Below are 20,436 nucleotides of genomic sequence, written 5' to 3'. Positions count from 1 at the left end.
ACGGCTGGGCAAACAACCGGGACGGAGGCCCGGAACGCCGAAGGACCTCCCGCACCACGGATGGCGGGAGGTCCTTCGGTCGGTTCAGCGACCGGCTCGGGTCAGGAGGCCTTGGCCTTCTCACCCTTGTCGGCGGCGCTCGCGGCGGGGACCGGCGCGGGCTTGGCGGCCTCGTAGAACTCCTCGCGGGGAGTCTCCAGGGCGCCGAGGGCGACGACCTCGCGCTTGAGGAACATGCCGAGCGTCCAGTCCGCGAAGACGCGGATCTTGCGGTTGAAGGTCGGCATCGCCATGCCGTGGTAGCCACGGTGCATGTACCAGGCGAGACGGCCCTTGAGCTTGATCCTCATCTTGCCCATGACGATCATCGCGACGCCCTTGTGGAGGCCGAGGCCGGCCACCGCGCCCTTGTTGGCGTGCGAGTAGTCCTTCTGCGGGAAGCCCCGCATACCGGAGATCACGTTGTCGCCGAGGACCTTGGCCTGGCGCAGCGCGTGCTGGGCGTTGGGCGGGCACCAGGCGTTCTCGTTGCCCGCCTTGCGGCCGACGAGGTCCGGGACCTGGGCGTTGTCGCCGGCGGCCCAGATGTAGTCGGTGCCCTTGACCTGGAGGGTCGGCTCGCAGTCGACGTGACCGCGGGGGCCGAGGGGCAGGCCGAAGCGGGAGAGCGCCGGGTTCGGCTTGACGCCGGCCGTCCACACGATGGTGTTGGAGTCGACCTCAAGGCCGTTCTTCAGCACGACGTGGCCGTCGACGCAGGAGTCCATGGAGGTCGAGAGGTAGACCTCGACGCCACGGGCCTCCAGGTGCTCCTTGCCGTACTGGCCGAGCTTGGGGCCGACCTCGGGCAGGATCTTGTCGGCGGCGTCGACGAGGACGAAGCGCATGTCCTCGCGGGAGACGCTGGTGTAGTACTTGGCCGCGTCGCGGGCCATGTCCTCGACCTCACCGATGGTCTCGGCACCGGCGAAGCCGCCGCCGATGAACACGAAGGTGAGCGCCTTGCGGCGGATCTCCTCGTCGGTGGTGGAGTCGGCCTTGTCGAGCTGCTCGAGGACGTGGTTGCGCAGGCCGATGGCCTCCTCGATGCCCTTCATACCGATGCCCTGCTCGGCGAGGCCGGGGATCGGGAAGGTGCGGGAGACCGCGCCCATCGCGATGACCAGGTAGTCGAAGGGCAGCTCGTACGCCTCGCCGACCAGCGGGGCGATCGTGGCGACCTTGCGGTCCTGGTCGATGGTGGTGACCCGGCCGGTGAGGACCTCCGCCTTGGGCAGCACGCGTCGCAGCGGGACGACGACGTGGCGCGGGGAGATGCTGCCGGCGGCGGTTTCGGGGAGGAAGGGCTGGTAGGTCATGTACGACCGGGGGTCGACGACCGTGACGGTCGCCTCGCCATAGCGCATCTTCTTGAGAATGCGCCGAGCTGCGTACAGGCCTACGTACCCACCGCCTACTACGAGGATCCTGGGACGCTCCGTGGTGCTCATGCCATCGAGTATCCACCCGCCTCAGGGGGGTCGCTCGTGCGCCCCTTCACAAGCTCTTCCACGCCCTGTGCTACCATCCCCGGCCCGCGTGACCGAGGTCATGGTCACGATCAGGAACCGGCGGGTGGTTCGACCCGTTGTCAATGCCGCGTGAGCTGCCTCTCTGGCTCTCCCGACCCCCTGCGAGCGGAGCGGAAAGCCCTCCGCCGCAGGGCTCCCGAAGCTCCCTTACACCGGCCGTCTGAACATGTTCAAGGGCCTGTTCACCCCTCGGAAGGGTCAACCGGTACCGATCAGTGCTCCGACAGGGCCGATTTCCTTGTGAAGAACTTCACGAACATTCTTCGGCGGGTGGCCCGAAGGGCCCTTACGAGGCCTCCGAAAGGCGCTCATACGCTAACCGCACCGCTCAGCCGATGGCTACCAACCAGTAGGAAACGAGATGCGAGCCACCTCGCGTACGGGATCTGAGTCACCGTCACCCGGTAGCCACACTCCGCGCGAAAATGATCGGAAAGACACATAACGTGCAGCCATGATCACCTCACAGAAGGCCCCGCAGCGGGCCGCGAAGCGAATAGTCCCGGTCGGCGTTGCCCTCGGCATCGCCCTGGCATCGGGCGTGGCCACGGCCGCGTCCGCCACCGCAGCACCCGCCCATCCCGCCGCCAAGGCCACGGTCGCCCAAGTGAGTTCGGGCTATGGAGGCTACGGCGACGACGATGGGTGCAGCGGCCTCCTCGTCATCCTCTGCAACTGACGGACGGTTTCGCACGCCGACGGCAATATGGATGAGGCCCGCGAGACGGCCCCGGTTCCTCTGGTGAGGACCGGGGCCGTTCGACGCCGTAGGGCTTACTCGGCGGCGTCCTCCGCCACCTTGAAGGCGATGCCGTCGAGGATGTCGTGCTCGCTGACGACGACCTCCTCGGCGCCGATCCGCTCCATGATCGCGAGCAGCACCAGCGCACCGGCCGCGATGACATCGACCCGCCCCGGATGCATCGAAGGCACGGCCGCGCGCTCGGCGTGGGTGGAGTGCAGCAGCCGGTCGGTGATCTCGCGGACCCGGTCGAGGGTGACCCGGGAGTGGTGGATGCGCGCCGAGTCGTACTCGGGCAGGTCCTGGTCGATCGCCGACACCGTGGTGACCGAACCGGCCAGCCCCACCAGCGTCCTGGCCTCGCGCAGCGGCACCGTCTCCTCGGCGAGGTCGAGGGCCGCCTCGATGTCGGCCCGCATCACCGCGATCTGCTCCTCGGCCGGCGGATCCGAGACCGCACCGTCGCGCACGAGATGCCGCTCGGTCATCCGCACACAGCCGACGTCCACGGAGCGTGCCGCCCGGACGTGCTCCTCACCGACCACGAACTCGGTCGACCCGCCGCCGATGTCCACGACGAGGTAGGGCCGGTGCAGATCCGCACGCCCCGTCAGCTCCTTCGTGGCCCCGGTGAAGGAGAACTCGGCCTCCTGGTCCCCGGTGATCACCTCGGGCTCGACCCCCAGGATGTCCATCACCCCGCGCACGAACTCGTCCCGGTTCTCGGCGTCCCGCGAGGCGGAGGTGGCGACGAACCGCAGCCGCTCGGCGCCGTGCTCCTTGATGATCGCCGCATAGTCACGGCACGCGGCGAAGGTCCGCTCCAGCGCCTCCGGGGCGAGCCGCCCCGTACGGTCGACGCCCTGCCCGAGCCGCACGATGGTCATACGCCGGTCCAGATCGACGAGTTCACCGGTGGCGGGGTCGACGTCGGCGACGAGGAGCCGGATGGAGTTCGTACCGCAGTCGATGGCGGCGACGCGGGGCATAGGGGGCCTTTCGGAGGTACGGGGGCGTCTTTTGGTTTTTCAGCCCGTCCGGCGTTTGAGGACAAGGCCCGTTCAGGGCCGGCAGCGGGGGTCCGGGGGCGCAGCCCCCGGGGTTGGGACGGGAAGGGGCGGCGGGGGCGAGACTCACTCCCCCGCAACCACACACGGCCCCTTGCGCCACCACTCCGGCAGCATCGCGATCGCCTCGTCCCCGAGCGGATTCACCCCGGGCCCCGCGGCCAGCGAGTGCGCCACCAGCACATGCAGACACTTCACCCGGTCCGGCATACCCCCCGCGCTGGGGAACCCGGTCAGCTCCTCGATCTCGTCGCGCCGCCGGATGTAGTCCTCATGCGCGGAGCGATACGCCGCGGCCAGCTCAGGGTCCGTCTCCAGCCGGGCCGTCATGTCCTTCATGACGCCCTCGGCCTCCAGCGTCCCGATCGCCGACGCCGCACGCGGGCACGTCAGGTAGTACAAGGTCGGGAAGGGCGTGCCGTCGGGCAGCCGGGGCGCCGTCTCGACCACGTCCGGCTGTCCGCACGGGCACCGGTGCGCGATCGCGCGCAGCCCGCGCGGAGGACGGCCGAGCTGCTGCTTGAAGGCCTCGACGTCCGCGTCGGTGGGCTCGGTGCGCGGGGTGGGCGACGGGGGCGTTTCCATGCCTGTCTTTCTATCGGTTCGAATGCTCAGTGCTTGGCGGCGTCGGCCTTGTCGACCCCGTCCCAGAAGTTCGCGTACCAGGGACGGTCCGCCTCGCTCCGGTCGGTCCGCGACTTCTTCGCCGCGTCCGGGTCGACCACGATGAACCCGGTCTCCCCGGGCATCACCAGATGCAGCCGCTGCCGGATCTGCTGCTCGGCGTACGCGTCGTCCTGCCAGCGTGCCTTGGTGTCACGCAGCTCCTCGACGCGCCGGGCGGCCTCTTCCTTCTCCCGCTGCATGTCGGTGATCTCGGCACGCTGGGAGACGTACTGCCTTATCGGGTAGGCCAGCGCCACGACCAGCGAGCAGAGCACCAGCGCGAGCAGCGCGGCGCGTCCGGTGAGCCGGGAGCGCCGGGCCTGCCGCTTGGTCTGGGAGCGGTAGACACGGGCCGCCGTCTGCTCGCCGAGCAACCGGATCCTGGTCGCGGTGGAGAACCGGTCCCGGTCCTTCACGGCCATGTTCCCCGCCTCCCGTTCCACACGCATACGTCCCCGCACACGGTACGGGACCGAGTACGGGGACGTACGTACGACGCTGCCCTAAGGCCTGTGTCAGCCCTTGAAGCGCGGGAAGGCGCTACGACCGGCGTACACCGCGGCGTCGTCGAGGATCTCCTCGATGCGCAGCAGCTGGTTGTACTTGGCGACGCGCTCGGAGCGGGCCGGGGCGCCGGTCTTGATCTGGCCGCAGTTGGTGGCGACGGCCAGGTCGGCGATGGTGACGTCCTCGGTCTCGCCCGAGCGGTGGGACATCATGCACTTGAAGCCGCTGCGCTGGGCCAGCTCGACGGCGTCCAGGGTCTCGGTGAGCGAGCCGATCTGGTTGACCTTGACGAGCAGGGCGTTGGCGGCGCCGTCGTCGATGCCGCGGGCCAGGCGCTCGGGGTTGGTGACGAACAGGTCGTCGCCGACGAGCTGGACCTTGTCGCCGAGCTTGTCGGTGATGGTCTTCCAGCCGTCCCAGTCGTCCTCGAACAGCGGGTCCTCGATGGAGACCAGCGGGTACGCCTCGACGAGCTCGGCGTAGTACTCGGTCATCTCGGCGGCGGAGCGGGCCTTGCCCTCGAAGGTGTAGACGCCGTCCTTGTAGAACTCGGAGGCGGCGACGTCGAGGGCGAGGGCGATCTGCTCGCCGGGCGCGTAGCCGGCTTCCTTGATCGCTTCGAGGATGAGGTCGAGGGCCTCACGGTTGGAGCCGAGGTTCGGGGCGAAGCCGCCCTCGTCGCCGAGGCCGGTGGACAGGCCGCGGCCCTTCAGCACCTTCTTGAGGGTGTGGTAGACCTCGGTGCCCCAGCGCAGCGCCTCGGAGAAGGACTCCGCGCCGATCGGGGCGATCATGAACTCCTGGATGTCGACGTTGGAGTCCGCGTGGGATCCGCCGTTGAGGATGTTCATCATCGGGACGGGCAGCAGGTGCGCGTTCGGGCCACCGAGGTAGCGGAACAGCGGCAGGTCGGACGCCTCGGAGGCGGCGTGCGCGACGGCCAGGGAGACACCCAGGATGGCGTTGGCGCCGAGGGAGCCCTTGTTGTCGGTGGCGTCCAGGTCGAACATGGCCTGGTCGATCAGGCGCTGCTCGGTGGCGTCGTAGCCGACGAGCTCCGGGCCGATCTGCTCGATGACGGCGAGGACGGCCTTCTCGACACCCTTGCCCTGGTAACGGTTGGGGTCACCGTCGCGGAGCTCGATGGCCTCGAAGGCACCGGTCGAGGCGCCGGACGGGACGGCGGCACGACCCGTGCTGCCGTCGTCGAGGCCGACCTCGACCTCGACCGTGGGGTTGCCTCGGGAGTCCAGGATTTCCCGGGCTACGACGACGTCGATGGACGGCACGAGCATCTCCTTCTTCGGATGTGACGCGGGTACGCAGACCGCGGTGGGTACTGCGGGACGAGCCTAACCGGCTCAGGGCATCAGACCAGCGGTCGACCGCCCCGTGGACAGAACCGAGAGTAAATTGTTTCCGAACGGAACAAAGACCCGGCACAAATAACCCCGCCCCGGTGCGTACGGGGGAAGACGCACCGAGGCGGGGAGGCCGTGGGGGACGGGGGTGACCCTCACGACGCCTTCACTATGTGGTCCACGGATGTGAGGGCGCTGTGGTTCAGCTGTCGCGTGCGTATTACTTCAGGTGCAGCTGCTGACCGGGGTAGATCAGGTCGGCGTCCTCGACGATGTCCTTGTTCAGCTGGAACAGCTTCTCCCAGCCGCCCTTGACCTTCTTGTCCGCGGCGATCGAGCTGAGGGTGTCACCCTTGACGACCTTGTACTCGCCGTCGCCCTTCTTGACCTTCTTGCCGGTCGGGGTGGTGACGGTCTTGGTGCTCTTCTTCTCGGCGGCCGGGCGGTCGGCGGAGCGGGAGGCCGACTGCTTCTCGGTGGTGCGAGGCGCGGACTCGGTGCTCGCCGAGGAGCCGTTGTACGCGGCGCTGGACAGGCCGGTGCCGCAGTTCGGCCAGGCACCCTTGCCCTGGCCGGCGAGGACCTTCTCGCCTATCTCGATCTGCTGGGCCTTGGTGGCCTGGTCGGCGGTGGCGGCGTACGCGGTGCCGCCGTACGCGGCCCAGGTCGAGGCGGAGAACTGCAGACCGCCGTAGTAGCCGTTGCCGGTGTTGATCGACCAGTTGCCGCCGGCCTCGCACTGGGCGACGGCGTCCCACTCGGAGGCGGTGGCGGCCGAGGCGCTGCCGGCGGCCATCAGCGGGGCGGCTACGGCGGCGGCACCGGTGACGCCGACGACGGCGATGGCGCGGACGGCCTTGGACGGACGACGGTGCTTGCCCTTGCTGGAAAACAGCATGGAGAGATCCCCTCACCGACGCCTGCGAGGTGAGCTGTCGGGTTCGGGCCGGTTGAGTTGCCCGGCCGCGCACGCTCGCCTCTCGGCTCACGTTGCGCGGCTTCACCCCAAGCCGACTCCGGCCGTCCGGCCCCGAAGGGCCTCAACTGCCGGACCCGGCGCAAACCTTGGGTCCCCCGCTCCTGCCTACGGCGCTTTACGCGACGACTGTTCCCGTACGGCCGCCGGCAGGATTCGGCGTGACGGCTGTCGGGGCTCGCACTGGTGGCGAGCGATCACGACCGTAGACACTCGATTCCCGGAATGACAAAGACGATCAGGGCTTCTGAGATCTATCTCTCACTGCAATCAAAACGGACATATAGCAGCGAAACATGACGCGAACTGCCGCTGTTTTTCGCCCTGTTCGGGCGTTATTCGGCGGGGACGTCCAGGGTCTGACCGGGGAAGATGTGGTTGGCGTCGGCACCGATGGCGCTCTCGTTCGCCTTGTACAGCGCGCGCCACCCGCCGTCGAGGTCAAGGGAGTCGGCGATCGAGGCGAGCGTGTCACCGGAGCGGACACGGTACGAGGCATGGCGGCCGGAGGACTTGGCGGTCGCGTCGGTCGCCTCGCTCTCGTCGGCACTGTCACCGCGATGGCGCCCGGAACCGGCCTCCGAGGAGTCGATCGCCCCGGTGTCGACGAGGCTCCAGAAGCCCGCGTCCTGCTCGGCGTTGTCCCGATTGTCGCTCTTGGGCGTCTCCGTGGGGGAGCTGTCGGGCGACTGCGAGGGCTGAGAGTCGGTCGACTTTTCGGGCTTCGTGGACTTACCGCCCTCGCCGGGCGAAGAGGGAGAGGATGATGATTTCCCGGGCGATTCAGATGAATCGTCGGCTTCGGGTGAGCCGCTCGCCGAGTTCGAGGGGTCGTCGGAGGGGGTCGAGGAGTCGTCGGCGTCGGAGCCGGACTCGCTCGATGAACCGGACGAGTTCGATGAATCAGACGAGCCGGACGACTGGGATGAATCCAGCAATCCGGATGACCCGGACACCTCGGAGGGCGAGTCCTCCGCCACCCCGGTGTCGAGGTCGACCGCACCGGACGTCTTCGTGAGCCCGTTGAGCACCGCACAGGTGCCCCAGGGGGCGGTCCCCTGGTCCGCGAGGATCTTCTGGGCCACGGCTATCTGCTGGGAGCGGCTGGCCAGGTCGGGAGCGGAGGCGTAGTCCAGGCCGCCGTACTTCTCCCAGTCGTCCTGGGTCAACTGGAGCCCGCCGTACTGCCCGTTGCCGGTGTCGGCGCTCCAGGAGCCGCCGCTCTCGCACTCGGCCACCTTGTCCCACACGGTGCCATCGGCGGCGCTCGCGCCCGTGGCGCCGAGCAGCGGGATGGCGATGGCGGATCCGGTCACTCCGGCCGCGACGAGGAGAGCCGGAGCCTGACGGGGGCGACGGTGACGACCGTTCCCGGAGAGCATGCGGGGACCTTTCGCGAGGCAGCTGTGACCGAGCGGCGCGTGAAACCTGGCACCGTCGTTGATCCGTGAACGTATAGGCAGACGATCACTTGTCACAAGTTAATGCCGCGTAGATCACGTGAAGATCACAGACATGAGCGCGTGTCATGTTTGCCGGGGTGGACGCACTCACCCAAGTGGGGTGAACTCCACCGGAAGCGTACGCAGTCCGCGCATGATGAGTCCGCCCCGCCATCGCAACTCGGCCGGGTCCACCGCGAGTTGCAGATCGGGCAGCCGGGTCAGGAGCGTGGCGAGCGCGGTCTGGCCCTCCAGACGGGCGAGCGGGGCGCCGAGGCAGTAGTGGATGCCATGGCCGTAACCGAGGTGCTGGTTGTCGCGGCGGCCGAGGTCGAGGACGTCCGGGTCGGCGAATCGCTCCGGGTCACGGTCGGCGGCGGCCAGCACGACCAGGACGGGGTCGCCGGCCGCGATGTCCTGCCCCCCGATGGTGAGCGGCTCGGTGGCGAAGCGCCAGGTGGCGAGCTCGACGGGGCCGTCGTAGCGGAGGAGTTCCTCGACGCCGGTTTCGAGGAGGGCGGTGTCGCCCGCGTTGAGCGAGGACTGGAGGCGGGTGCGCTGCTCGGGGTGGGTGAGCAGGGCGTAGGTGCCGTTGCCGATGAGATTGACCGTGGTCTCGAAACCGGCGAACAGCAGGATGAAGGCCATCGCCGCCGCCTCGTTCTCGGTGAGGTGCTCACCGTGGTCGGAGGCGCGGATGAGCCCGGAGATGAGGTCCTCGCCGGGATCGGGGGTGGCCGGAAGTGCCTCGCGCTTGCGGTGGATGAGGTCGGCCAGATAGCCCCGCATCTTCTTCACGGAGCGCGCGACCCCGCCCCTCGGCCCGCCCTGGTGCCGGATCATCATGCCCGCCCAGTCCCGGAAGTCGTCCTGGTCCTCGCGCGGGACGCCGAGCAGGTCGCAGATGGCGTAGATGGGGAGGGGGAAGGCGAACTCATGGATCAGATCCGCGCTGCCCTCCGCCGCGAACCGGTCGATGAGCTGATCGGTGAGCTCCTGCACCCGTGGCGCGAACTCGGCCACCCTGCGGGGCGTGAAGGCCTTGGAGACCAGCCGGCGGAGCCTGGTGTGGTCCGGCGGATCGATATTGAGCAGATGCGTCATCAGCTCGGCCTTGCGCTCTCCCGGGATACCGGTCTTCCCCTTGGCGTGCGCCGGCTCGTCGTGGTGCGCCGGGTTCTTGGAGAGCCGGTTGTCGGCGAGGGTCTGCTTGGCATCGGCGTACCGCGTGACCAGCCAGGCCTCCACCCCGCTGGGGAGCCGCGTCCGGTGCACGGGGGCGTGCTCGCGGAGCCAGGCGTAGGCGGGGTAGGGGTCGGTGGCGAACTCCCAGGTGAACAGGTCGGGGGGTGTGGGGGTGCCGGGGGTCGGAGGGTGGGGCTGGAGGGTCACTCCTCGACCGTAGCCGACCCGCCGCTTCGGTCGGCGGCCCGCTCGGCCAGGCGTCTCTTCGCGTAGTGATCGCCGCAGTCGGCGGCCTTCCGGTACCACTCGTCTGCCGACTGCGATCTGCCGGTGGCCTCCAGCAGAACGCCCAGCTGGAACATGGCCTCTTCCCTGCCCTGAGCCGCAGCCGCGCGGAAGAGCTCCTCCGCCTCTTCGACGGCCCCCTTCGACGCCAGGAAGATCCCGAGGTTCACCTGGGCGATCTCCATGCCCGCGTCCTTGGCCCGGCGCAGCAGCGCCTCGACCTCTTCCTCATGGCCGCCCCTCTCTCTCAGCAGGAACGTCAGGTCGTGCATGGCCCCGCTGTCCCCCAGGGCGATGCCACGGCGGTACCAGTGCTCCGCGCCGTCCAGGTCCCCCCAGTTGTAGAGGAGGCCGGCGAGGCTGGTGGCGACCTGCTCGTAATCGGCGTCGGCCGCCCTGGTGAACCAGTGAAGCGCCGCGTCGTTGTCGACACCGCGCAGCAGCATGCCCAGCTGATGGGCCGCGGCGCCGTCCCCCGCTTCGGCGGCTCTGCGAAGCCATCGCTCCGCCAGGTCATGGTGCAGCCGTCCGGCCTCCCGGGCGGCCCAGACGCTTCCGCTCCTGGCCGCCGTCTCCAGACACCACAGCGCCGATTCCTCGTCCCCGGCGTCGAGCAGGTGGGACGCCAGCTCCTCCACCGCCCCCGTGTGTCCCGCGTCGGCGGCCCGGCGCAACATCGCCTCCCGCTCGTCGCCGTCGACCCGGCGGGCGAAGGCCACCATCAGCTCCGTGTCCCCCGCCTCGAACCGCGGGTGCAGTGCGGCACGGACCGCGTCGAGAACCGCGTCGCGTTCGAACGGAGCCTCGGACTCCGGCGCGTCCAGCAGCGTCCACCACACCTCGTCCGGAACCGGCTCCAGACCGCCCGACCTGAGCGCCTCCGCGACCAGCGCCCCGTACGCCCGCCAGGTGCCGTCCCGCTCCCCCGCCACCAGCAGGCCCGAGGCCCCGAACATCGGCGCCGAGGCCCAGGCGAGGGCATCCTCGAAGGACTCCTTCTCCTCCGCCCTGTACTGCGCCTGCACCTTCTTCAGCAGCTCTGCCGGGACGCCCACGGTGACCCCGCACCGCGCGAGATCGACCGCCGCCCGGACCAGCAACTGCCCGCGCGGATGGTCCAGTTGGGTCCCCACGCGGCCCCACTCGTCGAACAGCAGATGCCCCACGGCGAAGTAGGAGGCCGCCCCCTCCCGACCGCTCCACATGTACGCCGGATACGCCCGCGGGTCGTCCTCATGTGCCGCGAGCCGTGCCAGCTCGGCCTCGCTCCACTCACGCGGCAGCTCCACCGTGCGAGCCGCGGCGACGACCCGGTCGCCGGGGGTCGTGCCGGTGCGGCGCCGGTAGTACTCGTCGGGGCTCATCGTCCCCAGCACGACCGCGCCCAGGCCGGTGATCCGCCCCAGCAGCCGTGGATCCAGGCCTCTTTCGCCGAGATGGTCGGTCACCTCGTCCAACCACACGACATACCGTCCGCTGCGCCCCTTCATCGCGGCGAGCAGTCCCCGCAGATCCTCGCCGGGGTCCGGGACATACAGCCGGTGACCCTCCAGCGACCGCACGGCCTGCCACGCGGTGTACGACTTCCCCGCGTACGGCTCCCCGAGGATCAGCACCAGCCCTCTGTGCGCGAGCTTGGCCCATAAGTCCCCGTCGCAGTCGCGCGGAACGTACGGCGGCACATCGGGCAGCCCGGGCACATGCCGAGTGGGACGCACACCGAACTCCATGGGCTCCACCAGCCCGACCGGCTGCCACTCCGCCGGGGCGGGAACGCTGCCGTAGTGGTTGTGCTGTACGCCCACGACCCGGTCGTGGAAGGCTGACTCCCGGAAGTCGACATGGTCACCGGCGACTTGAGTGGCGTCGTCGCCGTTCACGACGCCTTGCTCGCTCACCAGGGCCTGGAGGGCGGAGAACTGATGCCGATCCCGTTCGCGCAGGATCTCCAGGAACTTGGTGTCCACCACCCCGGGGTTGCCCAGCACCATCATCAGGTCCGCGACCCACCTCGCCGTCTCCGGCGAGGTGCTCATCGCGCGCACCAGCGCGTCCCTCAGTTCCTCCAGCTCCGCTGCCACACCGGCCCCCACGCCTCGCACCCGCCCGTTGCCCCAACGGTACTAAGAGGACACCCCCTCAGCAGCCCGCACGGCATCCCGATAAGCCCGCGCGGCGACCCGCAACGCCGCCTCCGGATCCACCCCGGCGGCCTCCGCCTCGACCGCCATCGCCAGCAGCTCGTAGCCGATGCCCTCGCCCGTCGGCAGGGGCACCTCCAGGCCCGCCGTCCGGACCCGGGACGCCAGCTTCGCCGCGAGGGCCAGGCCCGGCTGGCCGAGGGGGATGCCCTCCGTCACCGACTCCCGCTGCTTCTCGACCGCCTTCGTGCGCAGCCAGTGCTCCTTGACCTCCTCGGGGGTCGTCGCCGTCTCCTCGCCGAAGACATGGGGATGGCGGTGGATGAGCTTGGTGACGATGCCGCCCGCGACGTCGTCGATGGAGAAGGGGGCCTCCGGGTCCTCCTCCGCTATACGGGAGTGGAAGACGACCTGGAGCAGGACATCGCCCAGTTCCTCACGGAGCTCGTCGCGGTCGCCGTCCTCGATCGCCTCTACGAGTTCGTATGCCTCCTCGATGCCGTACTTCGCCAGGCCCTTGTGGGTCTGCTGGGAGGACCAGGGGCACTCGGCACGGATGCGGTCCATGACCTGCACGAGGTCGAGGAGGCGGGCGCCGGGCAGGTCGTAGGAGGCGGGGAGCAGTTCCAGGTCCGGCATCGCGACGCGGCCGGTGCCGGCGAGGCGGGCGAGGCCGTCGGTGAGGGCGGGCTCGCCCTCACCCGTCGCCACGACCACGACCGTGCGGCCGCCGGCGCACGCGTCGATCAGCTCCTGGGCGGTCGGGGCGGCCTCGTCGACCGCGGTCCCGGCCTCCCGCAGATACGGCAACTGCGGATGCGCCCCGTCCGCGCACAGCACACGGTCGGCGGAGCGCAGCGCCTGCCAGGCGGGCCAGGAGAGCAGGCCGGGGGCGACCCGGTGGCTGGTGGTGAGCAGGACGATGCGGCCGGGGGTGGCGTCGGTGGCGCCGGCGGTTTCGGGACTGGTTGCGTTCACGATCCGAACGTAACCCAAGCGACCGACGACGCCCTGAGTTATCCACAGGGCGGGAGGGGGCTCCCGGGGTTACCCACAGCGCGGGAGACGGCTGCCAAGTTTTCCACAGGGGGCGGAGCCGGACCCTTCGGCCGTCACATCGGCTGCTGTGCCGCCGCTGCCGTCACCTCGCGCACCCACGGAGTCTTCGCGTCCGTCCGGCTGCTCTTCTGCACGTCCCAGCTGCCGTAGCGCGGGTTGAGGTCGATGTCGAGCTTCTTGGACGCCGCGGCCATGGCGTTCCAGAAGGCGGGCTTGCCGGTGTCGGTGCCGAGAGCGGTGGCGAGCTTCTGCGCCTCCAGCTGGACGCGGAGGTTCTCGTCGAGGCGCTGCGGCGGGACGCCGTACTGCTGGAGCCAGGCGGCCTCCAAGGCCTTGGCGCCGCCGACCTGGTCCTCCAGGCCACCGCGCATCGACTGGAGCTCCTTGCGGGTGACGGTCACGCCCTCGTCCCGGGCGGCCTGGTGCAGCACCTCGTCGAGGACCATGTTGTGCAGGACGTCGCGCGGGAGGCTGCCGGACTTGGCGATGACCTGCGCGTACGCGGCCTCGTCCGGCACGGCCGCGCGCTGGGCCTCGCGTACCTCGCTCACCCTGTTCTCCAGCTGCGAGACGGTGATCCGCTGGTCCCCGACGACGGCGGCGGCACCGGGGTGCGCGTCGTTTCCGCAGGCGGTGAGCAGGGGTGCTGCCGCGATCGCGGCGGAGAGGAGGAGCGCGGTGCGACGGCGGCGGTGCAAGGGGACCTCCCGTTGGAGAGCTTGTGCGGCAGTGCACAAAGTCTTGCGGTGATCGATGGTAGGCAGTGGGCAAGCTCTGGCCAACCCATTCGACCAACGATTCACCAGGACTTCGGGCACCGCGGCGCACCGCCATGCGGGGGTGACCCCGTGCAGGGCCTAGCCGCGCACCTGTCCCAGCCACTGCAGGGTGCGTCGCACCTCCGCCGCGACCGGGTGCCCGGGACCGTGCAGCCGCTCCACGTCGAGCAGCAGCCGGGCCAGGGTGTCGTGGGCGGAGCGGCGATCGCCTACGGCGAGCAGCAGGTGGCCGATGCGGCGGCGCACGTCGTGGGCGAGCTCCGGGTTGCCCGAGACGTACTGGTTCTCGTAGTACGGCAGCAGCGCGCGGTACTCGGTGAGCGCGGCCGCCGGCTGGCCGAGCTGTTCCAGGCACTGGGCGACGTCGTAGCGGAAGCGCAGCGCCTGCGGGTCGGCCTGGCCGGCCTCGGCGGCGCGCTCGTCGGCGAGGCGGCGCAGCTCGGGCAGCGCGCGCCGGTACTGGCCGTCGTCCATGAGCGTGGCCGCGTACTGCTTGCGCAGGCTGCGCACGACCGGGGAGTGCTCGCCGTGCTGCTCGGCCGCGGTGGGCAGGATCGAGCCGAGGATGTCGACGGCCTGGGTGATACGGCCCTCGCCGAGCAGCCGCTTGACCTCGTCGACGGCGCGCGCGACATCCGGCTTGTCGCTGTCGGGCGTGATGGGTGTGGCGGGTGCGGGCTGGGGCGCGGGGGTGCGGGCGCGGTCCGGCCAGGGGGCGTGCGGGCGCAGGAAGGGGCGGGTGGGGTCGAGGGGCGCTCCGGTGGGGGTGCCGCGCGCGGGCAGGAGCGTTTCCAGGCTCTCGTACACCTCCTGCGCGGAGGCGGGGCGGTGCTGCGGGTCCTTCGCCAGCAGGCGCAGGACCAGGGCTTCGAGTGCCTCGGGGACCTCGGGGCGGATCCGGCGCACGGGCTGCGGAGGCTCGTACAGATGCCGGTGCAGCACGCCCAGCGCGGTCGAGCCCGAGAACGGCACGTCTCCGCTGAGGAGTTCATGCAGCACGATGCCGAGCGCGTACAGGTCGGTGTACGGGCCGACCGCGCCGCCCATCGCCTGCTCGGGGGCCATGTAGGCGGGTGAGCCGATGGGCGTGCCGGTGTGGGTGAGGCGGGTGGTGTCGGCGTCCATGACGGAGGCGACGCCGAGGTCGAGGACGGTGACGGTGCCGTCCTGCTTCACCATGACATTGCGCGGCTTGAGGTCGCGGTGGACGATCGGCACGGCGTGCACGGCGCTCAGTACGGCGCACAGCTGCGCGGCGACTGCCACCGACCACTGCCAGGGGTACGGGTCGCGCTCGGCGAGATGGGCGGAGAGGTCGACTCCGTCGACGTACTGCATGACGAGGAAGAGTTCCTCGCCCTCGCTGCCCGCGTCGTGCACCGTGACGAGCCCGGGGTGGTCGACCTGTGCGGTCACCCGGCACTCGCGCTCGAACCGGCGGCGCAGCTCGTCCGCCTCCTGCCCGGCCACCTTGTCGGGGCGCAGCAGCTTCACCGCGACGCGTCGGTCGAGCCGTTGGTCGTACGCCGTCCAGACCTGTCCCATGCCGCCCTGTCCGATGAGCGTGGACAGTTCATAGCGGTCGGCGACGACACGTCCTGCCGCCACGGTCATCTTCGGCCCTCGTGGTTGCCGTCCTGCCGGCCGTCGTGCTGGCGCAGATAGTCACTGAGCTCGTCCAGCTCGGCACGCACCTGGTCGATGCGCGCGGGCGCCGGGCGCTGCGGGGGCGGCGGCACCGGTGTCCGGGGTATCGGCGTCTGGGTCTGGGACATCGGTGTCCCGGAGTCGGGCGCCCGGGGCATCGGCGTCGACTGCGGAACCGTCGTGGCGGTGTACGGCGACTGCGGCTGCGGGTAGCCGTAGGCCTGGGCCGGGGGCCGCTGCCCCGGGTAACCGGGGGAACGGGCCTGGTGGAAGTGGCGTATGTCCGCGGCGAGGTAGTACGCGATGAAGGCCACGAGGCCGCCCAGGATGAGGAGGAGGCCCATCCAGCCGCCCGCGGTGTGGATCTCGTCGCCGGACTCGGAGCCCAACAGATACAGCCCGAGGAACTCCACCACGATCGACGCCCCGAACAGGATCCAGTCGAGCGGCTTGCGCGTCACGATGGCCAGACGGAGCATCATCGTCCACGTCAACAGGCCGAAGCTCAGTACCGAGATCACGACGAAGACCACGCGCAGGAAGACGAGCCAACCGGTCGGCGTCGGCTGGTTCACCGGCTGCGGATAGCCGTGGCCTTGCATGGTTGCTCCTGATGCCTGAGGTGGGCGTACGGGCCGACCGACCCTGCCCGGTGCGGGGCAACCTCGGTCATGTGATTGTCGCTTCGAGCGTATAGGTCGACACCGACATACGGTCACCGGATGTACCGAACCGTTGTGGTGCTGAGCACTCCGATCGCCGCACGCTTCGGCGCAGGTCGTGCGGAGGCTCACCTTCCGCGTCGCTCAGAGCGGGTGCCGCATCCATACGTTGGGTTCGACGTACACCGCGTAGTCCCGCTCCGGCTCGCAGCGCACCGGCACCAGGGCGCCGGGCACCTCGATGTCGCCCCGGGTGTCGAAGGGCAGCCCGGTCCAGCGACGCCACTGCTCCAGCGAACCGGCGACGGTCATGGAGGCCGGGGCGATGGAGTCGATGGCGGCTCCGGCACGGGCGTGGACCCGCAGCCACGGGTCGTGGGGCAGTCCGTCGGGGCGTACGCGGTGGGCGTACTCCTCGATGGGGGTGCGGGGTTCGAGGTGCTTGGCGTTGGGCCGGACCGGGGCGACGACCTCGCGGAAGCCGTGGGCACGGGCGTTGTCCCGCATCGCGGAGAGCATCCGGGCGGACAGGCCGCCGCCCAGGGCGTGCGGGGCGATGACGACGGAGATGGCGCTGACCGTGTCGGGCCGGACGCCGGCGCGCAGGTCGGCGAACGCCCACACCAGCACCTCGTCCCAGCCCCTCGCGGGCAGCCGGCCGCGCCCTTCGGTGCCGAGGGCGAACGGCACGCTGAAGGCCTGGGCCACCACCTCGCCCCGCTCGTCCTCCGCGAACAGCGCGTACTCGGGGAACTCACGCGGGATCCGGCCGTAGTGGGCGTTGCCCACGGGGTCCTGGACCACGAACTCCGGCCAGGTGTCCGCCATGGCCAGCACCCGCTGGAGCATCTCCGGGCGGTCCGCGACGCTCGACACCTTCAGTTCCATGGCGGAAACCGTAGGCGCCCGCGCCCTTACCGGGAAGCCGTTTTCGCCCTCTGCCCCGGCCGACCGGACCGGCTCCCGCGCCGGTTCACCCGCCGCTCACCCTCCGCACTGGCCCAGCATCATCTCCTTGTCGGCTGTGGTCACGGGCAGTTCGTACTTCAGCGACACCTGCGCGAACCGCACCGCGTACGAGCAGCGGATCCCCTTGTCCGGGGGCAGCCAGGACGCGGGGCCGGAGTCACCCTTGGAACTGTTGGTGGGGCCGTCCACCGGTATGAGGTTGAGGGGGTCGTTGGCGATGTCCTGGCGCTTGCCCTTCGGCCAGCGGGAGGCGCCCATCTGCCAGTCGTAGGACAGCGGCATCACATGGTCGATCTGCACGGTCGTGGCACGGGACTTGGTCCACTCGATGGTCCGGCCCGTGTACGGGTCGTGCAGCGTCATGGAGGTCACGACGCAGTCGGAGCCGGACCGGAAGCGAACCGCCTCGCCGTCCCTCTTGAGCAGGTCGTTGCGGGTGTCGCAGCCGTTGCGGGCGAACGGGATGCCGCCCGGGGCCGAGTCCATCCAGGCGTAGCCGAACTCGTCCCGGTCGTAGCCCGTCTTGGGGCCACGGCCCTTTGTGGTCACCTTCGCTATCAGGGTCCGCGCCTCGGCCCGGTCGGAGTCCGAGGTGAGGGGCGCGAGCCCCGGTTTCGTGCCGTCGGGGTTGTCCAGTGGGCTCACCGCACGGCCCGATCCGTTGGCCGGGACGGAGCCTGAGGACTCGTCGTCCACGGACACATCGACGTTCTCACAGCCCGCCAGTACCAGCACCATGCCGAGCATCGCCGCGGCGCTCGCCGCCCCGCCCCTCAGACGCATCACGATGCGTCCCTCCCCTTTTGCCGCGCGTTCCGCCCCGCAGGGGCGGTCTTCCCTGGTACACCGTCGTGCACACGGTAGCGACCCGGCGCACGGCGGCACTCAAGAGGTCCAGACCACTACGGGACCAATCGCGCATACTTCACAACCCGGGCGTATCGTCGGTGGTGAATCACCTCCGGAAGGAGCTCTGGATGGGCATCTTCGACAGGTTCAAGAACCGCCAGGCGCAGGAGAAGGCAAAGGACATGTCCGACGCCGGGGAGCGGAAGGTCAACGAGAAGACGGGCAACAAGTACGAGAGCCAGGTCGACGAGGCGCAGCAGCGGATGGAGCGCGAACTCGGCATGGATCGCGACAAGCCCGAGCAGCCGTAGGGCCGGAGAGCCACGGAGGAGCACGTCCCAGCCGGGCTGCCATCGAACCTCCTTGAGAACAGAGGCCGTCCGCGGAGGCCCACCTCCTGCGGGCGGCTTCGTGCGGTCGGCGCCCTCCCCCCACGCGGATGCTCCGCCCTCAGCCAGCGCCCACCCCTCGCGGACGCTCCCCCCTTCCTGGCCTCTCAGACCTTCCCGATACCCAACGTCGTCTCCGCCGGCAGCAGCCCCGAGGAGAGCACCGCCACCCAGAACTCACCCAGCAGTTCCACGAGGCGGTCGACCTCGGCCGCGGTGAGCGATCGCCAGGGCGCGGCGGCGAGTTGGTCGGTCTGCTCCTCGACCGTGCGCCGTAGCTCACGACCCGCTTCCGTGGCGGCACCAGCGGCGTCGGCCTCAGCGTCGGCATCGACCAGACCACGGGCGGCCAACCGGCCCCGCGCGGACTCCCATTCCTCGGGGCTCCAGCCACGACTCTCGAAGCGCTCGACCGACGCGGCACCTATTGCGGCGAAGGACACCAGCGACTCGATGGGGTCGAGGCCGGCCGCCTGCAGCGCCGCTATATGGCCGTCGCCGCGGTGTTCGCGCAGGATCGTCGCCGCGTGCCAGAGCTGGAGATGCGGGGCCCGCGGCCAGTCCAGGGCGGCGTTGGCCGCGGCGAGCGGGCGGCCCGCGATGTCCGCCGCCTCGGCCGCGCGGCGGGCCAGGGCCGCGGCTTCCGCCAGCTCAGGACTGTCCACCCGGTCGCCGAATATCGCACGGTAGGCCCGGTCGATACCTCGCGTCCGCGCGCGCAGCAGATCCTCCGGGGCGGTGATCTTCCAGGCCGGGTCGATGTGTTCGGCGACCATGCGCGGACTGAAGCTGTAGAAGGCGGACGCCACCTGCCGCGCACCTACCGCCCCCAACGGCGCGGCCCGGTACGGGAAGTGGCTCGGCCAGCGCTCCTCGGTGCCGTATCCGAGTGCGGCGGCCTCCTCGAAGACCTCCGGCGCGTAGTACAACACCGCATGCAGCGGCTCCAACAGGTGCCAGAGCTGACGTACACGACCCGGCTCCAGACCGTCCTCGCGCTTCACCTTCACCACGACGCGACCCCCCTGCCACGAACTCCAACTTGACAACGACAAGATTGCCGCACCGCCACACAACTTGTCAATGACTAGATCGAAGAAATCGCCGGGCAACTTGTCGCCGACTAGATGGGGCGTACTCTGCTGCCCATGTCACCCGCACAACAGTCGTCCGCCCGCCGCCCCTACCACCACGGCGACCTGCGCCGGGCGATCCTCACCGCCGCGCTGGACGTCATCGCCGCCGACGGCCCGTCCGCGCTGAGCCTGCGTGACCTCGCCCGCCGCGCCGGTGTCTCGCACGCGGCGCCGGCCCATCACTTCAAGGACCGCACCGGGCTGCTCACGGCCATCGCCGCCGAGGGGTTCGGGCTGCTGGCGACCGCGGTCATCGAGGCCTCGGACCTGAGGGACGCGGGCGTGCGCTACGTCCGCTTCGCGCGCGAGCACCCAGCGCACTTCCAGGTGATGTTCACGCCCGAGCTGCTGCGCACCGGCGACCTGGAACTGACCACGGCCCGCGCCCTCGCCGGTGACGCCCTGAGCGGCGCCGTCGCCGCCCTGCGCCCCGAGGGACTCGGCATCGACACCCGTCTCGCCGGAGTCGCCGCCTGGTCCCTGGCCCACGGCTTCGCCACGCTGCTCCTCGGCCACAACCTGGACGGCCCGATCGGCGACAAGGATCCCGAGGAGGTGTTCCGGACGCTGGCGACGACGCTGTTCCGCGGCGAACCGACCTCACGGCCATAGCCGAGTCCATCCGTGCCGCGGGAGCCGCCCTCAGCCCTTCAACTCCTCAGCCCTTCAGCCCCTGAGGAGACTTCCGGCGCTTCGTACCCCGCGAGGCACAGCCTGAGCCCGCAATGGTCCTCGGCCTCCACGAGCACCTGCCGCCCCCAGTACGCGGAGAGGCGATGGGCCACGTCCACGAGCCGGCGGCGCTCCTCCGGTGTGTACGCCGGGTACCGCACCCAGCCCCGGTCGGCGATCTTGTTGCCGAGTTCGCTGAACAGCACAGCCCGGTAGCGCTGTTCCTCCTCGTCGGTCAGCGCCGGCGCGGTGTCCTCCACGGGCCGCAACCGGACGTTGTAGAGGTCTCGAATCACCGTACGGCTCCCCATCCGCTCAAAGATCCGCTCAA

General features: G+C 70.2%; 20 protein-coding genes and 1 riboswitch. Of the genes, 3 read left to right on the top strand and 17 right to left on the bottom strand.

Translation table 11 applies throughout. From position 1 onward, the window contains the following. Nucleotides 1-101: 101 nt before the first annotated feature. Complete coding sequence (locus IE325_RS21375; RefSeq protein WP_190071568.1) at nucleotides 102-1,490, bottom strand: NAD(P)/FAD-dependent oxidoreductase; 1,389 nt, start codon at nucleotides 1,488-1,490, stop codon at nucleotides 102-104. 535 nt (nucleotides 1,491-2,025) lie between these two features. Here IE325_RS21375 and IE325_RS21370 point away from each other — a divergent pair. Continuing rightward, on the top strand, nucleotides 2,026-2,250 hold the full coding sequence (locus IE325_RS21370; protein ID WP_190071567.1) for a hypothetical protein: 225 nt from the start codon (nucleotides 2,026-2,028) through the stop codon (nucleotides 2,248-2,250). Nucleotides 2,251-2,345: 95 nt separating this feature from the next. On the opposite strand, the gene IE325_RS21365 is transcribed toward IE325_RS21370, so the two are convergent. From IE325_RS21365 to IE325_RS21300, 14 genes are all read right to left on the bottom strand, one after another. Then, nucleotides 2,346-3,302 (bottom strand): Ppx/GppA phosphatase family protein, encoded by a 957-nt coding sequence (locus IE325_RS21365; RefSeq protein WP_190071566.1) that lies wholly within the window; start codon nucleotides 3,300-3,302, stop codon nucleotides 2,346-2,348. A gap of 144 nt (nucleotides 3,303-3,446) precedes the next feature. Beyond that, entirely contained in the window at nucleotides 3,447-3,965 is a 519-nt protein-coding gene (locus tag IE325_RS21360; protein ID WP_190071565.1) for a DUF501 domain-containing protein, read from the bottom strand. 26 nt (nucleotides 3,966-3,991) lie between these two features. Continuing rightward, complete coding sequence (locus IE325_RS21355) at nucleotides 3,992-4,468, bottom strand: FtsB family cell division protein (RefSeq protein WP_190071668.1); 477 nt, start codon at nucleotides 4,466-4,468, stop codon at nucleotides 3,992-3,994. 93 nt (nucleotides 4,469-4,561) lie between these two features. Beyond that, the gene (gene eno, locus IE325_RS21350) at nucleotides 4,562-5,842 is read right to left on the bottom strand and encodes a phosphopyruvate hydratase (RefSeq protein WP_190071564.1); all 1,281 of its coding nucleotides are present in this window, start codon (nucleotides 5,840-5,842) and stop codon (nucleotides 4,562-4,564) included. Nucleotides 5,843-6,134: 292 nt separating this feature from the next. Further along, nucleotides 6,135-6,812, bottom strand: a complete 678-nt coding sequence (locus IE325_RS21345) for a LysM peptidoglycan-binding domain-containing protein (RefSeq protein WP_190071563.1) — start codon at nucleotides 6,810-6,812, stop codon at nucleotides 6,135-6,137. Between the two features lie 4 nt (nucleotides 6,813-6,816). Next, nucleotides 6,817-7,016: riboswitch (cyclic di-AMP (ydaO/yuaA leader) on the bottom strand. A gap of 209 nt (nucleotides 7,017-7,225) precedes the next feature. Beyond that, nucleotides 7,226-8,272, bottom strand: coding sequence for a transglycosylase family protein (locus IE325_RS21340; RefSeq protein ID WP_190071562.1), 1,047 nt, complete (start codon nucleotides 8,270-8,272; stop codon nucleotides 7,226-7,228). 168 nt (nucleotides 8,273-8,440) lie between these two features. Further along, nucleotides 8,441-9,724 (bottom strand): cytochrome P450 family protein, encoded by a 1,284-nt coding sequence (locus IE325_RS21335; RefSeq protein ID WP_190071561.1) that lies wholly within the window; start codon nucleotides 9,722-9,724, stop codon nucleotides 8,441-8,443. Then, nucleotides 9,721-11,883, bottom strand: coding sequence for a tetratricopeptide repeat protein (locus IE325_RS21330; protein WP_190071560.1), 2,163 nt, complete (start codon nucleotides 11,881-11,883; stop codon nucleotides 9,721-9,723). The genes IE325_RS21335 and IE325_RS21330 overlap by 4 nt, the downstream gene beginning before the upstream one ends. A gap of 42 nt (nucleotides 11,884-11,925) precedes the next feature. Then, nucleotides 11,926-12,921: a nucleoside triphosphate pyrophosphohydrolase gene (locus tag IE325_RS21325; protein WP_190071559.1), complete on the bottom strand. Its 996-nt coding sequence runs from the start codon at nucleotides 12,919-12,921 to the stop codon at nucleotides 11,926-11,928. A gap of 134 nt (nucleotides 12,922-13,055) precedes the next feature. Next, nucleotides 13,056-13,700: a SurA N-terminal domain-containing protein gene (locus tag IE325_RS21320; RefSeq protein ID WP_190071558.1), complete on the bottom strand. Its 645-nt coding sequence runs from the start codon at nucleotides 13,698-13,700 to the stop codon at nucleotides 13,056-13,058. A 159-nt stretch (nucleotides 13,701-13,859) separates the two neighbouring features. Continuing rightward, nucleotides 13,860-15,395, bottom strand: coding sequence for a serine/threonine-protein kinase (locus IE325_RS21315; RefSeq protein WP_190071557.1), 1,536 nt, complete (start codon nucleotides 15,393-15,395; stop codon nucleotides 13,860-13,862). Next, nucleotides 15,392-16,030, bottom strand: coding sequence for a hypothetical protein (locus IE325_RS21310; protein ID WP_190071556.1), 639 nt, complete (start codon nucleotides 16,028-16,030; stop codon nucleotides 15,392-15,394). The genes IE325_RS21315 and IE325_RS21310 overlap by 4 nt, the downstream gene beginning before the upstream one ends. A 204-nt stretch (nucleotides 16,031-16,234) precedes the next feature. After that, nucleotides 16,235-16,978, bottom strand: coding sequence for an N-acetyltransferase (locus IE325_RS21305; protein ID WP_190071555.1), 744 nt, complete (start codon nucleotides 16,976-16,978; stop codon nucleotides 16,235-16,237). Between the two features lie 96 nt (nucleotides 16,979-17,074). Beyond that, nucleotides 17,075-17,842, bottom strand: coding sequence for an HNH endonuclease family protein (locus tag IE325_RS21300; protein ID WP_190071667.1), 768 nt, complete (start codon nucleotides 17,840-17,842; stop codon nucleotides 17,075-17,077). A gap of 194 nt (nucleotides 17,843-18,036) precedes the next feature. Here IE325_RS21300 and IE325_RS21295 point away from each other — a divergent pair, with 194 nt between their 5' ends. Then, nucleotides 18,037-18,219, top strand: coding sequence for an Rv0909 family putative TA system antitoxin (locus tag IE325_RS21295; protein WP_190071554.1), 183 nt, complete (start codon nucleotides 18,037-18,039; stop codon nucleotides 18,217-18,219). Nucleotides 18,220-18,404: 185 nt separating this feature from the next. Here IE325_RS21295 and IE325_RS21290 read toward each other — a convergent pair whose 3' ends face one another. Next, nucleotides 18,405-19,307: an SCO6745 family protein gene (locus IE325_RS21290; RefSeq protein ID WP_434095393.1), complete on the bottom strand. Its 903-nt coding sequence runs from the start codon at nucleotides 19,305-19,307 to the stop codon at nucleotides 18,405-18,407. A gap of 138 nt (nucleotides 19,308-19,445) precedes the next feature. Between IE325_RS21290 and IE325_RS21285 the strand changes: the two genes are divergently transcribed. After that, complete coding sequence (locus IE325_RS21285; RefSeq protein WP_190071553.1) at nucleotides 19,446-20,045, top strand: TetR/AcrR family transcriptional regulator; 600 nt, start codon at nucleotides 19,446-19,448, stop codon at nucleotides 20,043-20,045. A 38-nt stretch (nucleotides 20,046-20,083) separates the two neighbouring features. On the opposite strand, the gene IE325_RS21280 is transcribed toward IE325_RS21285, so the two are convergent. Further along, the gene (locus tag IE325_RS21280) at nucleotides 20,084-20,401 is read right to left on the bottom strand and encodes a hypothetical protein (RefSeq protein ID WP_190071552.1); all 318 of its coding nucleotides are present in this window, start codon (nucleotides 20,399-20,401) and stop codon (nucleotides 20,084-20,086) included. Between the last annotated feature and the right edge of the window lie 35 nt (nucleotides 20,402-20,436).

Source organism: Streptomyces lanatus, from assembly GCF_014655715.1.
Taxonomy (GTDB): domain Bacteria; phylum Actinomycetota; class Actinomycetes; order Streptomycetales; family Streptomycetaceae; genus Streptomyces; species Streptomyces lanatus.
This window is presented reverse-complemented; position numbering and strand designations above follow the sequence as displayed.